The 13192-nt window shown below is 63.8% G+C and carries 14 protein-coding genes and 1 pseudogene; 3 read left to right on the top strand and 12 right to left on the bottom strand.

Annotation, left to right across the window (positions count from 1 at the left end; genetic code table 11):
- Positions 1-3: 3 nt before the first annotated feature.
- Positions 4-1737: an arginine--tRNA ligase gene (gene argS, locus T331_RS0100075; RefSeq protein ID WP_035178656.1), complete on the bottom strand. Its 1734-nt coding sequence runs from the start codon at positions 1735-1737 to the stop codon at positions 4-6.
- A gap of 8 nt (positions 1738-1745) precedes the next feature.
- The gene (locus T331_RS0100070; protein WP_026438568.1) at positions 1746-2888 is read right to left on the bottom strand and encodes a deoxyguanosinetriphosphate triphosphohydrolase; all 1143 of its coding nucleotides are present in this window, start codon (positions 2886-2888) and stop codon (positions 1746-1748) included.
- Between the two features lie 61 nt (positions 2889-2949).
- On the opposite strand from T331_RS0100070, the gene erpA reads away from it, so the two are divergent.
- Both erpA and xth read left to right on the top strand, forming a co-directional pair.
- The gene (gene erpA / locus T331_RS0100065; RefSeq protein ID WP_026438567.1) at positions 2950-3291 is read left to right on the top strand and encodes an iron-sulfur cluster insertion protein ErpA; all 342 of its coding nucleotides are present in this window, start codon (positions 2950-2952) and stop codon (positions 3289-3291) included.
- 9 nt (positions 3292-3300) lie between these two features.
- Positions 3301-4077, top strand: a complete 777-nt coding sequence (gene xth / locus T331_RS0100060) for an exodeoxyribonuclease III (RefSeq protein ID WP_280512638.1) — start codon at positions 3301-3303, stop codon at positions 4075-4077.
- Between the two features lie 49 nt (positions 4078-4126).
- On the opposite strand, the gene T331_RS0100055 is transcribed toward xth, so the two are convergent.
- The 9 genes from T331_RS0100055 to T331_RS0100015 all read right to left on the bottom strand — a co-directional run bounded on the left by T331_RS0100055 (position 4127) and on the right by T331_RS0100015 (position 11016).
- Positions 4127-4495 carry a HesB/IscA family protein gene (locus T331_RS0100055; protein ID WP_026438565.1) on the bottom strand — a complete coding sequence of 123 codons (369 nt, stop codon included), beginning with the start codon at positions 4493-4495 and terminating at the stop codon, positions 4127-4129.
- Positions 4496-4504: 9 nt separating this feature from the next.
- Positions 4505-4882: an SUF system Fe-S cluster assembly protein gene (locus tag T331_RS0100050; RefSeq protein WP_026438564.1), complete on the bottom strand. Its 378-nt coding sequence runs from the start codon at positions 4880-4882 to the stop codon at positions 4505-4507.
- Entirely contained in the window at positions 4875-5300 is a 426-nt protein-coding gene (locus T331_RS16770) for an iron-sulfur cluster assembly scaffold protein (RefSeq protein WP_035178653.1), read from the bottom strand. Before T331_RS16770 ends, T331_RS0100050 begins: the two co-directional genes overlap by 8 nt.
- Positions 5297-6535 carry a cysteine desulfurase gene (locus tag T331_RS0100040; RefSeq protein ID WP_026438563.1) on the bottom strand — a complete coding sequence of 413 codons (1239 nt, stop codon included), beginning with the start codon at positions 6533-6535 and terminating at the stop codon, positions 5297-5299. Before T331_RS0100040 ends, T331_RS16770 begins: the two co-directional genes overlap by 4 nt.
- Positions 6532-7632, bottom strand: coding sequence for a Fe-S cluster assembly protein SufD (gene sufD, locus T331_RS16765; protein ID WP_051621929.1), 1101 nt, complete (start codon positions 7630-7632; stop codon positions 6532-6534). The genes T331_RS0100040 and sufD overlap by 4 nt, the downstream gene beginning before the upstream one ends.
- Before the next feature lie 2 nt (positions 7633-7634).
- Entirely contained in the window at positions 7635-8378 is a 744-nt protein-coding gene (sufC, locus tag T331_RS0100030; protein WP_008492756.1) for a Fe-S cluster assembly ATPase SufC, read from the bottom strand.
- Entirely contained in the window at positions 8378-9823 is a 1446-nt protein-coding gene (gene sufB, locus T331_RS0100025; protein ID WP_051621927.1) for a Fe-S cluster assembly protein SufB, read from the bottom strand. The genes sufC and sufB overlap by 1 nt, the downstream gene beginning before the upstream one ends.
- A gap of 2 nt (positions 9824-9825) precedes the next feature.
- A complete protein-coding gene (locus T331_RS0100020) occupies positions 9826-10278 on the bottom strand; it encodes an RrF2 family transcriptional regulator (RefSeq protein ID WP_026438561.1) in 453 nt (150 codons plus the stop codon).
- Between the two features lie 111 nt (positions 10279-10389).
- Positions 10390-11016, bottom strand: coding sequence for an HAD family hydrolase (locus tag T331_RS0100015; protein ID WP_026438560.1), 627 nt, complete (start codon positions 11014-11016; stop codon positions 10390-10392).
- A 97-nt stretch (positions 11017-11113) separates the two neighbouring features.
- On the opposite strand from T331_RS0100015, the gene glmS reads away from it, so the two are divergent.
- Positions 11114-12931: a glutamine--fructose-6-phosphate transaminase (isomerizing) gene (gene glmS / locus T331_RS0100010; RefSeq protein ID WP_026438559.1), complete on the top strand. Its 1818-nt coding sequence runs from the start codon at positions 11114-11116 to the stop codon at positions 12929-12931.
- A gap of 129 nt (positions 12932-13060) precedes the next feature.
- On the opposite strand, the pseudogene T331_RS19320 reads toward glmS, so the two are convergent.
- Positions 13061-13192, bottom strand: a pseudogene (locus T331_RS19320) (IS5-like element IS711 family transposase); the annotation flags it as partial.

The raw sequence follows: 13192 nt of genomic DNA, 5'->3' as shown, positions 1-13192 counted from the left end.
TCCTTACCTCATTTCCTCAACCGGCGTGACGCCAAGCACGGCCAGGGCCGAGCGAAGCACGATGGCGGTCGCCGCCACAAGCCCGATGCGCGCCGCCGTCTCCTCGGGCTTATCCTCCTGCAGGAAGCGCAAGGCGGCGTTATCACGCCCGGCATTCCAAAGCGCATGGAAATCCGAAGCCAGATCATACAGGAAAAACGCCACGCGATGCGGCTCGCGCGCCTCCGCCGCCTGCTCGACCAGACGCGGCCAGGTGAGCAGCCGGCGCAGCAGCGCCATCTCTTCCGGCGCGGTGAGGGTGGAGAAATCCGCCTCGGCGGAAGGCGCGGGGGCGGCGCGCAACACCGAGCGCGCCCGCGCATGCGCGTATTGCACATAGAAAACCGGGTTTTCGCGGGTCTGCGCCACGGCGGCGTTGAGATCGAACTCCATCTGCGCGTCAGATTTGCGCATCAGCATCAGGAAACGCACGGCATTCGGCCCGACCTCGTCGATCAGATCCCGCAGCTCGACGAAGGTGCCGGCGCGCTTGGACATTTTGACCGGCGCGCCATCCTTCACCACCTTGACGATCTGGCAGAGCACCACATCCAGCCGCCCGCCGGAGAGCGCCTTCACCGCCGCCTGCATGCGCTTCACATAGCCGCCATGGTCGGCGCCCAGCACGTCGATCAGGTCGGCCTGCGGGCCGCGGATGATCTTGTCGTTATGATAGGCGATGTCGTTGGCGAAATAGGTGTAGCTGCCATCGGATTTGGAGACAGGGCGGTCCACGTCGTCGCCATATTCGGTGGAGCGGAACAGTTCCTGCTCGCGCGGCTCCCAGTCTTCCGGGGTTTTGCCCTTGGGCGGCTCCAGAATGCCGCGATAGATCAGGCCTTTTTCGCGCAGCGCATCCAGCCCGCGCTCCACCCCGCCATTCTCCACCAGCGCGCGCTCGGAGGAGAAGACGTCGTGATGCACGCCCAAGGCGGCCAGATCCTCACGGATCATGCCCATCATGTGCTCGATGGCGAAATCCCGGAACAGATCCAGCCATGCGGCTTCCGGCGCCTCGGCGTAGGTGCCGCCATATTTTTCCGCCAGCGCCTGGCCGATGGGGATGAGATAGGCGCCGCCATATTGCATGCCGCCGGGCACGCTCTCGATATAGGCGTCAGTCGACCGGCCGAGCGCCTCGAGATACCGGACATAGCTGGAGCGGGCCAAAGCCTGCACCTGGGCCCCGGCATCGTTGACGTAATATTCCTTGACCACGTCATGCCCGGCCTTGCGCAGCAGATTGGCCAGCGCATCGCCCACCACCGCCCCCCGGCAATGGCCGACATGCAGCGGCCCGGTGGGGTTGGCGGAGACATATTCCACATTGATCTTGCCCGGCCGCGCCGCGCCCTGCCCGTAGGCCTCCTGGGCGGCGAGGATCACCGGCAGCTGGGCCAGCAGCAAGGCGGGCGAGAGGGTGAGGTTGACGAAGCCCGGCCCCGCCGCCTCAGCCTTTTCGATGCCGTGCTGGCCGGAGAGGGCCGCCACCAGCCCGGCCGCCAGCTCACGCGGGTTCTTGCCGGCCGGCTTGGCGGCGATCATCGCGGCGTTGGTCGCCATATCGCCATGCGCGGCATCCTTGGTGGGGGTGACCTCCACCCGTGCCAGGATTTCCGGGGCGAGGCCCGGGGCCAGTGTTTCAAGGGCGGCCAGCACCTTGCCGCGCAGCACGGCAAACAGATTTTCGTCTTGCATCTTGTCTCTCAAGCGGGAACCGAGGGATCGGTCAAACGGGAAAATTCGTCCTGGGCGTAGCGGTCGGTCATGCCGGCCACATAATCGCGCACCGCGGCGGCGGCTTGCGGGGTTTCGGGCTTGCCGGCGCGGGCGCGCCAATCATCGGGCAGCAGCTCCGGGCGCTTCAGCAGCAGGCTGCCCAAAGTGCGGGTGACATGGCTGCATTTATAATTCATCCGGTTCAGCTTCCAATGCCGGTACATGCGGGCCATCAGGAAGCGCTTCAGCGCGATATTCGCCTGGCGGATTTCCTCGGAGAAGCCGATCACCGCCCCCGCATGGGCGCGGATATCCGCGCAGGAAGTGGGGGCCAGCGCGGCCAAGCGGCGCCCGCTTTCGGCCAGCGTGTCATGCACCAGGCAATTGATCACCCGGCGGCTCAGCTCGGCGCGGATGCGCTGGGGCTGGTCGGTGAGCTTGCGGGCATCGCGCAGCAAATCGCCGATCACCGGCAGCTCCAGAATATCCTCGAAGGCGAACAGCCCGGCGCGCAGCCCATCATCCAGGTCGTGGGTGTTATAGGCGATATCGTCGGAGAAGGCGGCGATCTGCGCCTCGCCGGAGGTCTGCCGGGCGAGGTCGAGATCATGCGCTTCGTTGAAGGCCGCAATAGTGGGCGGCGGGTTTTTCAGCGGGCCATTATGTTTGGCCAGCCCCTCCAGGCTCTCCCAGGTCAGGTTCAGCCCATCGAATGCCGCGTAGCGATATTCGAGCTGGGTGACGACGCGAAAGCTCTGGTCATTATGGTCGAAGCCGCCGAACTCCTTCAGCGCCTCGTCCAGCCCGGTCTCGCCGGCATGGCCGAAGGGCGGATGGCCGAGATCATGCGCCAAAGCCAGGCATTCGGTGAGGTCTTCATCGAAGCGCAAGGCGCGGGCGATGGCGCGGGCGATCTGCGCCACTTCCAGGCTGTGGGTCAGCCGCGTGCGGTAGAAATCCCCCTCGCGGTTGATGAAGACCTGGGTTTTATATTGCAGCTTGCGAAAGGCCGAGCTGTGCACCACGCGGTCGCGGTCGCGCTGGAAGGGGCTGCGCTCGTCCGAGCGTGCCTGGTCATGCACGCGGCCGCGGCTTTCGCCTTCCTGCACGGCATAGGGGGCTTTCTCCATAGGCAGGGCTTTAGAACAGCGTGGCCTTACCTCCAAGGGGGCGACACGCTATATAAGCGCCATGAGCGACGTGATTGCCCCTTTCGCCATTTCCGCCTCCGCCGCCGCCCGGGTGGCGGAAATCCTGGCTGACGACCCCAGCGCCCAGGCGCTGCGGGTTGAGGTTCTGGCCGGCGGCTGCTCCGGCCTGCAATATAAATTCGACCTCACCGCCGCCAGCGCGCCGGATGATCTGGTGCTGGAGCGCGACGGCGCGAAAGTGTTGGTGGACCCGGTGAGCCTGGATTTCCTGGCCGGGGCCGAGCTGGATTTCAAGGACAGCCTGATGGGCGCGCATTTCCTGGTGAAGAACCCGAATGCCACCGCCTCCTGCGGCTGCGGCACCTCCTTCTCGGTCGACTGACCCCTCCCCGTGCTGAAAATCACCACCTGGAATGTGAATTCCGTGCGCATGCGCGAAACGCATGTCGCCTCGTTCCTGGAACGCGAACAGCCGGATTTCCTGCTGCTGCAGGAGATCAAATGCGAGGCGCACCAGTTCCCCGGCATGGCCTTCTCTGCCCTTGGCTATGAGGCGGAGATTGTCGGCCAGAAATCCTATAATGGTGTCGCCATCCTGCATAAGGGGGGGGTGGAGGTGACGCATCGCCGCCTGCCCGGCATGGGCGAGGCGGATGCGCATTCACGCTTTGTCGAAGTGAAGGCGGCGGGCATGCGCATTGGCGGGCTGTATCTGCCCAATGGCAATTCCGGCGGCGAGGCCGGCTACCAGTATAAGCTGCACTGGATGGCGGCGCTGCGCGAACATGCAACGGCGCTGATGGCGGCAGATGAGGATTTCATCCTGGCCGGGGATTATAATGTCTGCCCGACCGACGCGGATTTCGCGCCCCGCGCCTTGCCGGCGAATGATGCGCTGATCCGCCCGGAAACCCGGGCCGCCTTCCATGCGCTGCTGCATACCGGGCTGACCGAGGCGGTGCGGGCCCTGCATCCCAAGGACACGCTTTATACGTTTTGGGATTATCAGGGCGGGGCGTGGGACCGGAATATCGGGCTGCGGATCGACCATGCTTTGCTCTCGCCCAGGCTGGCGGAGCGGTTACAGCATGTGATTATTCACAAGGATGAGCGTGGAAAAACCCAGCCCAGCGACCATGTCCCAGTGTCAGTGATCCTGGAGTCATAAAAGCTTTTGGGGGTGTGGGGCGTTTTTTCAAAAACGCCCCATTTCTTCCTTAAACGTGAAAGCTCTCGCCGCAGCCGCAGCGGCCTTTCTCGTTCGGGTTCTCAAAGGTGAAGCCACGCGTCAGCTTGTCTTCCTTATAGTCCATCACGGTGCCGATCAGGAACAAGGTGGCCTTGCGGTCCACCAGCACGGTCAGATCCTGGCTCTTCACCACCTCATCGGTGGCGGCGGGTGCTTCCACCCAGTCCATCTCGTAGGACATGCCCGAGCAGCCCTTGGTGCCGACGGAGATGCGCAAAAGCTTGCCCTTCTCGGCGCCATCATAGAGCTTGCGCAGCCGGGAAGCGGCGGCGTCGCTCAGTGACATCAAAGGCGGCAGCTCGCGTTTTTTCGGCGCGGTGGTGTGGGTTACATCCATGGCTTCACCTCAAAACATGTTCAGCATGAGCCGGGCTTCCTCGCTCATGCGGCTCTGGTCCCAGGCCGGGTCCCAGACGGTGTCGACCGTGATATCGCCAACCCCGTCGATCTGCGCGATGGCATCGCGCACCATCTCCGGCAGCTCCTGGGCGGAGGGGCAGCCAGGGGCGGTCAGCGTCATCTCGATTTTCACATTGCCATTATCGGCAATCTCGATGGCGTAAATCAGCCCCAGCTCGTAGATATTCACCGGGATTTCCGGATCATACACGGTACAGATCGCGCCGATCACCGCTTCCTCGGAAACGCGCGGCGGGCTTTCGCCGTCGGGCGTCCAGCTGGTCACCGGCTGCATCTGTTCGGGTTCGTGCTTGTCTTCAGTCATGGTCTCTATCTCCTGCGCCGGGATCTCCGGCGAGGCTGGCTTTGAGGGCGCTCCAGGGGAGGGTCGCGCACCGAAGCCGGGAAGGATATTGCGCAATGCCTGCAAGCGCATTCAGATCTCCCAATTCCGGGCTTGCCTGCCCGGTCTTAACGAGTTGCTCGAAACTCTTTGCCAATATGGCGATCTCGCCGGCATTTTTGCCGGTGGCCGCATCGCACATCAGCTCCGCGCTGGCGGCAAGGATGGCGCAGCCGACCGCCTCATGCCGGTAGGTGGAGCCAACGCGGAAGATGCTGACCTGGTCTCCGCACATGCGGTTCTCTCCCGCCCCCATCGCATCGAACGCAGCCGGCCGGCCCGCATGGCGCGGGTGGCGGGCGCGGTCGAGCACGATGGAGTCGTAGAGCGCCTCGTTCATGCGAAAATCTTGCGCACCCGCTCAAGCCCTGTTGCCAGCGCGTCGATCTCCTCGGGCAGCGTGTAGAGCCCGAAGCTGGCGCGCGCGGTGCTGGTGACACCCAGCCGGCCCATCAGCGGCTCTGCGCAATGATGCCCGGCGCGCACGGCAATGCCCTGGCGGTCCAGCAGCGTGGCGATGTCATGCGCATGCGCATCCTTCATCACGAAGGAGATCACCCCGCCGCGATCCTGCGCGCTGCCCAGGATACGCAGACCCTCGATCTGGCTTAGGACGCCGAGCGCATGTTCGGTGAGGTGACGCTCATGCTCGGCAATCGCATCGAACCCGACAGCGCGAACATAATCAATGGCGGCCCCAAGCCCGATGGTCTCGATGATCGCCGGCGTGCCGGCCTCGAAGCGGTGCGGCGGCTTCGCCCAGGTGGAGTTCTGGTAGCCGACGCTGGCGATCATGTCGCCGCCACCCATGAAAGGCGGCATCTGCTCCAGAATCTCCGCCTTAGCGTAGAGCACGCCAATGCCGGTGGGGCCGTAGAGCTTATGGCCGGAAAACACGTAGAAATCCGCATCGATGGCGCGGACATCCACGGCGCGATGCACGATCGCCTGCGCCCCGTCCAGCATCAGCTTTGCCCCGCGCTCATGCGCGAATTTCGCCAGACGCTCGACCGGCGTGTAGGTGCCCAGCACGTTGGACATATGGGTGAGCGAGAGCAGCTTCACCTTGCCGTCCGCGAAGACCTCCTCCAGCGAGTCCCAGTCCAGCTCACCGGACTCGGTGATTTTGACGATGCGCAGCGCGGTGCCGTGGGCATCGCGCAGCATCTGCCAGGGAACGAGATTGGCGTGATGCTCCATCTCGGAGACCGCCACCGCATCGCCGGGCTTCAGCGCGCTGCGCCCCCAGGTGTAGGCGACGAGGTTCACGCTCTCGGTGGCGTTGCGGGTAAAGACGATCTCGTCGCGCGAGCCGGCATTGATCAGCTCCGCCACCTTGTCGCGCACCGCCTCATACGCATCCGAGGCTTTCTCGGACATGTAATGCAGGCCGCGATGGACATTGGCATATTGCGCTTCCATCACGAAGCGCATCGCCTCGATCACCTGTTTCGGCTTCTGCGCGGAGGCGCCGGAATCCAGAAACACGAAAGGCTTGCCATGCACTTTCTGCGAGAGGATGGGGAAATCCTCACGCAGCTTGTGCACATCCAAGGGCTGGGTGGCCTGGCTCATTGCTTGCCCCACCAGCTTTCCAGCGCATCCTCGAAGATCGCCTTGGAGGCATCATGCGTCACCGGCTCCAGCGCTTCTTCCAGGAAGGCGCGGATCAGGATCTGCCGTGCATCCGCCTCAGGGATACCGCGCGAACGCAGATAGAAGACCTGCTCCTCATCCAGCGCGCCGATGGTGGCACCGTGCGAGCATTTCACGTCATCCGCGAAAATCTGCAGCTCGGGCTTGATGTCCATCTCCGCATCCGGGGAGAGCAAAAGCGCCTGGCTCATCTGGTAGCCATCGGTCTTCTGGGCGATCTGGTCCACCTCGATCTTGCCCTGAAACACGCCGCGGGCCTTGCCGGCCAGCACGGATTTCACCGTCTGGCGGGAGGGGCAGTTGGGCGCCTTGTGGCGGATGATGGTGGTGAAATCGCCATGCTGGGCGCCGCCCAGCAGCTGGGCCGCGTTGAGATGCGCCAGCGCCGTCTCGCCAACCAGATCCGCCTCGATCTCGGTGCGCGACAATTTTGCGCCGAGCGTCAAGGTGAAATGCTCGTAGGCGGCGGCTTGCGCGATGCGCGCGCGGATGGAGGTGATGTTGAACGCCTCAACACTTTCCTGCTGCAGGCGGAAATGCTGCAAGGTCGCCCCTTGCGCGACATCGATGTCGAACAGCGCATTCTGCCAGTACACGCCTTCGCCCTTGTCGATCTCGATGATCGTCAGCTTCGCCCCCTGCCCCAGCGTCACGCGGTGGCGCGGGTGGAAGGCGAAGGGGGTGGCACCCGAAGCCTGCGAGATCAGCAGCACCTCGCCGGCATCAACCCCGTCCGGCACCTCGATATTGATGCCGTCCTTGGCGTTGGCCGCGTTGATCAGCGCCATCGGCTGCGCGCCCTGTTCCCGCACCGGCGCGAACGGTTTCGCGTAGGCGAAGGCGGTCGAGAGCGCCGCGTTCAACGTGCCGTTGAGGAAGACGAAGCGCGGAAACGGCAGGTCCGGCAGGTCCGGAGCGGCCGCCATGGCCGGCGGGGCACCGAATTCAGTGCTGGAAATCTGGCGCAGATCGGTAAAACGCCAAGCCTCCAGCTTACGGGTGGGGAGGGCGGTCATGCTCAGGCGGCTTCCAGCCCGACATAGCCGCTGGCTTCCAGCTCTTTCGCCAGATCAGCATTGCCCGAACGCACGATCTTCCCGTTCGCCAGCACATGCACCACATCCGGCACGATATGGTCGAGCAGGCGCTGATAATGGGTGATGACCAGGGCGGAGAATTTTTCGCTGCGCAGCGCGTTGACACCTTCAGCGACAATCTTCAGCGCATCGATATCAAGGCCGGAATCGGTCTCATCGAGGATCGCCAGGCCCGGCTTCAACAGCGCCATCTGCAGCATCTCATTGCGCTTCTTCTCACCGCCGGAGAAGCCGACATTGACGTTGCGCTTGAGGAAATCCTCTTTCATCGCCAACTGCTTCACCGCGGCGCGGGCCTGCTTCAGGAAGGCCACCGCATCCAGCTCTTCCTCACCGCGGCTGCGGCGGATGGCGTTCAGCGCGGTGCGCAGGAAGTTGGCATTGCCCACACCCGGCAGCTCCACCGGATATTGGAACGCCAGGAACAGCCCGGCAGCGGCGCGCTCTTCGGGCTCCATCTCCAGGATGTTCTGGCCGTTATAAATCGCCTCACCTTCCGTCACCTCATAGCCATCGCGGCCGGAGAGCACGTAGGAGAGCGTGGATTTGCCGGCACCGTTCGGGCCCATGATGGCATGGATCTCGCCATCGGGGATGGTGAGCGTCACGCCCTTGAGGATTTCCGCATCGCCGATCCGCGCATGCAAATTCTTGATCTCGAGCATCAGCCCACCGAACCTTCCAGAGAAACAGCCAGTAGTTTTTGTGCCTCAACGGCGAATTCCATCGGCAATTCCTTCAGCACATCCTTGCAGAAGCCATTGACGATCAGCCCCACCGCATCCTCTTCCGAGAGTCCGCGCGAGCGGCAATAAAAGAGCTGGTCTTCGGCAATTTTGGAGGTGGTCGCTTCATGCTCCACCTTGGCCGAGGCATTGCGGTTTTCGATATAGGGCACCGTATGCGCGCCGCACTGATCGCCGATCAGCAAGCTATCGCACTGGGTGAAGTTGCGCGCACCGGAGGCGCCGGGCAGAATTTTCACCTGGCCGCGATAGGTGTTGTTGGATTTCCCGGCGGAAATGCCCTTGGAGATGATCGTGCTGCTGGTGTTCTTGCCGATATGGATCATCTTGGTGCCGGTATCGGCCTGCTGATGCCCGTTGGTGACGGCAACCGAATAGAACTCACCCACCGAGCCCTCGCCCTGCAGGATGCAGGATGGATATTTCCAGGTGATCGCCGAGCCGGTTTCCACCTGAGTCCAGGAGATTTTCGAATTCCTACCCCGGCAGGCGCCGCGCTTGGTCACGAAGTTGTAGATCCCGCCCTTGCCGTCGGCATCGCCAGGATACCAGTTCTGCACGGTGGAATATTTGATCTTGGCGTCATCCATCGCCACCAGCTCAACCACGGCGGCGTGCAGCTGGTTTTCATCGCGCATCGGCGCGGTGCAGCCTTCGAGGTAGGAGACGGAGGCACCATCCTCGGCGATGATCAGCGTACGCTCAAACTGCCCGGTATTGCGGGCATTAATGCGGAAATAGGTGGAAAGCTCCATCGGGCATTTCACCCCCTTGGGGATGAAGACGAAGCTGCCATCGGAGAACACGGCGGAGTTCAGCGCGGCGAAGTAATTATCACCCGCCGGCACCACGGAGCCGAGATATTTGCGCACCAGCTCGGGATGCTCGCGCACCGCCTCGGAAATCGGGCAGAAGATCACCCCGGCCTTGGCCAGCGTGTCACGGAAGGTTGTGGCAACGGAGACGCTGTCGAACACCGCATCCACCGCCACACCCGCCAGGGCGGCGCGCTCATTCAGCGGGATGCCCAGCTTCTCATAGGTGCGCAGCAGCTCCGGATCGACCTCATCGAGGGATTTCGGCGCGGCCTTGGCCGGGGCAGCGTAGTAATACAGATCCTGATACGCGATCGGCGCGTGATGGATGCGCGCCCAGGTCGGCTCTTCCATCTTCAGCCAGGCCTCATAGGCCTTCAGCCGCCATTCCAGCAGCCAGGCGGGCTCGCCTTTCTTGGCGGAAATCATCCTTACGATATCGGGAGAGAGCCCTTTCGGGAATTCCTCCATCTCGATCTCGGTGGTGAACCCGTATTTATATTTTTGCGCCGCCAGGTCCTGGATGACGGCATCGGTCGTGCTGGACATGCTCAAACAACCTCATTGATCGCGGGTCCTGGCACACGCAAGGCACGCGGCACGGAGGCCGCGGCCATGTCGGCCAGGGAGATGTGAGACAGGGCGCCACGAATGGCGTCATTCACCGGATCCCAGCGCCCAGCCACCGGGCAGAGCGACTGGCTGTCGCACTGGCCGCTGGCCCCCTCCACGCAGGAGGTGAGGGCGATGGGGCCGTCGATGGCGAAAATCACCTCGGAGACCGAAATCTCCGTCAGCGGCCGGCCAAGCCGGTAGCCGCCACGCGCGCCGCGGGTGGAAATCACCAGCCCCTGCCCCGCCAAAACCTTCAAAACCTTGGCGATGGTGGGCTCCGGTATGCCGGTGCCGGCGGCGATGCCGGGAGACGTCTCCACGCCCTCGGCCGTGCCCAAGCGCACCAGCGCGGCCACCGCATAATCGGTCAGGCGTGAGAGTTTCAGCATGGCAACCCCGTCAAACAGGACAATTCCAGTCCTGTTTCCCAATTGGGGCAAGTCGGGCGCAGCGTCAAGCGCCGGTTACGCAATGTTGCGCTGCATGTAAAGCCGCGCAGTTCAGCCCAGCCGGTCGATGATCCCCGGCAGGTCGGAGGGGTGTTCGGCCCGGGCATCGCCCTGGCCCTCGCCATAACCCCAGGGGCAGAAGATCGCCGGCAGGCCCAGCCCGGCAGCGGCTTTCATGTCGTTGGCGTGGTCGCCGACCATGATCGCATCGGTGACTTCAAGGGCTGAGAGCACGGCGGCGAGATGGCGCGGGTCCGGCTTGCGGTAGGGGGTGGAATCCCCGCCCAGCACGGCGCCGAAGAAGCGGTTGAGGTCGAGCGCGGCCAAAACCTCGCGGGTGGCATGCATCGGCTTGTTGGTGCACACGCCAAGCGGCCGGCCCTGCGCCTGCAGCGCCTCCAGGGCCGGGATGATGCCGTCATAGATCACGGTATGCTTCACCGGATCGACGCCATAAAGCGCCATGAAGCGCTCCTGCTGGGCGGGCTGCGCCTGTTGCCCATAAAAGGCAAAAGCGCGCTCGACCAGCACCTTGGCGCCGTCACCGATCATGCCATGCACCGTCTCCAGGCTCAGAGCCGGGTGGCCGGCCTCGGTGATGACGACGTTCAGCTTGGCGGCGATGTCCGGCGCCGCGTCGATCAAGGTGCCATCCAGATCGAAGATCACCGCGCGCATGAAATACTCCGTCGTATTATTTGATTCTCCTGTCCTTTGACATAAACCGCCCGCCAGGGCTACCGCAGATGCGAGATCACAGAGAGGTTACAGGCGCATGTGCGGAATCGTTGGTGTTGTGGGTCATGCCGAAGCCGCCCCCCTGCTGCTGGGCGGGCTGCAGCGCCTGGAATATCGCGGTTATGATTCCGCCGGCATCGCCACGCTGGTGAATGGTCATATCGACCGGCGCCGGGCCGAGGGCAAGCTGAAGAACCTGGCCGGGGTGCTGGAGGCGGAACCGCTGGCGGGCACCACCGGCATCGGCCATACGCGCTGGGCCACCCATGGTGCGCCCACCGTCGGCAACGCGCACCCGCACGCCACCGCCCGGGTGGCCGTGGTGCATAACGGCATCATCGAAAACCATGCCGCGCTGCGCACGGAGCTGGAGGGCAAGGGCCAGAGCTTCGTCACCGAGACCGATACCGAAGTGGTGGCGCAGCTGGTGGATTACCTGCTGCAGACCGGGCTTTCCCCGATCGAGGCCGCCTCCCAGACCTTCGCCCGGCTGGAGGGCGCCTATGCGCTGGCGCTGATTTTCGCCGGGCATCAGGATCTGGTGATCGGCGCGCAGCGCGGCGCGCCGCTGGCGGTGGGGTTCGGGGCGGAGGAGATGTATCTCGGCTCCGACGCTCTGGCCCTGGCGCCGCTGACCCGCGAGATCGCTTATCTGGAGGATGGCGACTGGGTGGTGGTGACCGCCAAGGGCGCCACCTTCCATGACGAGCATAACCATGTCGTGCTGCGCCAGAAGAAGCTGACGGCGCTGACCGGGGCGGCCATCGGCAAGGGTAATTTCCGGCACTTCATGGAAAAGGAGCTGCATGAGCATCCGGTGGTGATCGGCGATGTGCTGCACCGCATGCTGGAGGGCGAGGCCCCGCGCCTGCCGCCTTTGCCCTTCGACCTCGCCGGCATCAAGCGCATCACTATGAGCGCCTGCGGCTCTGCCTTCTATGCCGGGCTCACCGCCAAATTCTGGCTGGAAAACCTCGCCCGGGTGCCGGTGGAGGCGGATGTGGCCAGCGAATTCCGCTACCGCGCCCCGCCGATGGAGCCGGGCGGGCTGGGGCTGCTGGTCAGCCAGAGCGGCGAGACCGCCGATACGCTGGCGGCGTTGCGCTATATGAAGGCCGAGGGGCAAAAGATCCTCTCGGTGCTGAACGTGCCCGAGAGCACCATGGCGCGCGAGAGCGACGCGATTTTAGAGACCATCGCCGGGCCGGAGATCGGGGTGGCCAGCACCAAGGCTTTCACCGCGCAGATGACGACGCTGGCGGTGTTCGCCCTGGCCCTGGCCCGGGCCAAGGGCACGCGGGGCGAGGCCGAGATTGCCCGGCTGGCCGCCGCCTTGCTGGAAGTGCCGGCGAAAGCCGCCGAAATCCTCGCCAATGAGGCGCCGATCCAGAAGCTGGCGGCGCGCATCGCCGAGGCGCGGGATGTGCTCTATCTCGGCCGCGGCGGGTGCTTCCCCATCGCCCTGGAAGGCGCGCTGAAGCTCAAGGAAATCTCCTATATCCATGCCGAGGGCTATGCCGCCGGCGAGATGAAGCACGGGCCGATCGCGCTGATCGATAAATCCGTGCCGGTGATCGCCATCTGCCCCTCCGGGCCGCTCTTCGAGAAGACCGCCTCGAATTTGCAGGAGGCAGCGGCGCGCGGCGGGCAGATCGTGGTGTTCTCCGATGCCGACGGCGCCTCCAAGCTGGCGCCAATCGCGGCGGAGACGATTTTGCTCCCGCCCATCGACCCGTTCGCGGCGCCGATCCTGCACGCGATTCCGGTACAGATGCTGGCCTATCATGTCGCGGTGCTGAAAGGCACCGATGTGGACCAGCCGCGCAACCTGGCGAAATCCGTCACGGTGGAGTGACGGACGGGATTTAGAGCAATATGTGTTGAGGTTGACGCGCCAGCGTCAAGACAAACACATGAAATTGCTCGCTAAAACAAAACTTAGAGCATCAAGCTAAAAGCTTGATGCTCTAGGTCGTGTCTGCATTCATCGTAGCCAAATCATGGCGCAAGCGAGATGTACGAAGCCCATGAAGGCTTTGATGGTTTTTTCGCATCTGAGGGCGATTCTGCGGAAGCGTTTGAGTTTATTGAAGAAGCACTCGACCTGATGGCGCTC

This window comes from Acidocella facilis ATCC 35904 (assembly GCF_000687875.1).
Lineage (GTDB): Bacteria > Pseudomonadota > Alphaproteobacteria > Acetobacterales > Acetobacteraceae > Acidocella > Acidocella facilis.
The sequence above is the reverse complement of the archived record's forward strand: the minus strand, read 5'-3'. Positions and strand labels throughout refer to the sequence as shown.

What these genes read in the sequence shown, in the direction of transcription:
- sufC (WP_008492756.1), bottom strand. Translation starts at nt 8,378, where the DNA reads ATGCTCGAGATCAAGAATTTGCATGCGCGGATCGGCGATGCGGAAATC.
- glmS (WP_026438559.1), top strand. Translation starts at nt 11,114, where the DNA reads ATGTGCGGAATCGTTGGTGTTGTGGGTCATGCCGAAGCCGCCCCCCTG.
- T331_RS0100055 (WP_026438565.1), bottom strand. Translation starts at nt 4,495, where the DNA reads ATGGATGTAACCCACACCACCGCGCCGAAAAAACGCGAGCTGCCGCCT.
- sufD (WP_051621929.1), bottom strand. Translation starts at nt 7,632, where the DNA reads ATGACCGCCCTCCCCACCCGTAAGCTGGAGGCTTGGCGTTTTACCGAT.
- T331_RS0100015 (WP_026438560.1), bottom strand. Translation starts at nt 11,016, where the DNA reads ATGCGCGCGGTGATCTTCGATCTGGATGGCACCTTGATCGACGCGGCG.
- T331_RS0100050 (WP_026438564.1), bottom strand. Translation starts at nt 4,882, where the DNA reads ATGACTGAAGACAAGCACGAACCCGAACAGATGCAGCCGGTGACCAGC.
- sufB (WP_051621927.1), bottom strand. Translation starts at nt 9,823, where the DNA reads ATGTCCAGCACGACCGATGCCGTCATCCAGGACCTGGCGGCGCAAAAA.
- T331_RS16770 (WP_035178653.1), bottom strand. Translation starts at nt 5,300, where the DNA reads ATGAACGAGGCGCTCTACGACTCCATCGTGCTCGACCGCGCCCGCCAC.
- erpA (WP_026438567.1), top strand. Translation starts at nt 2,950, where the DNA reads ATGAGCGACGTGATTGCCCCTTTCGCCATTTCCGCCTCCGCCGCCGCC.
- T331_RS0100040 (WP_026438563.1), bottom strand. Translation starts at nt 6,535, where the DNA reads ATGAGCCAGGCCACCCAGCCCTTGGATGTGCACAAGCTGCGTGAGGAT.
- argS (WP_035178656.1), bottom strand. Translation starts at nt 1,737, where the DNA reads ATGCAAGACGAAAATCTGTTTGCCGTGCTGCGCGGCAAGGTGCTGGCC.
- T331_RS0100070 (WP_026438568.1), bottom strand. Translation starts at nt 2,888, where the DNA reads ATGGAGAAAGCCCCCTATGCCGTGCAGGAAGGCGAAAGCCGCGGCCGC.
- T331_RS0100020 (WP_026438561.1), bottom strand. Translation starts at nt 10,278, where the DNA reads ATGCTGAAACTCTCACGCCTGACCGATTATGCGGTGGCCGCGCTGGTG.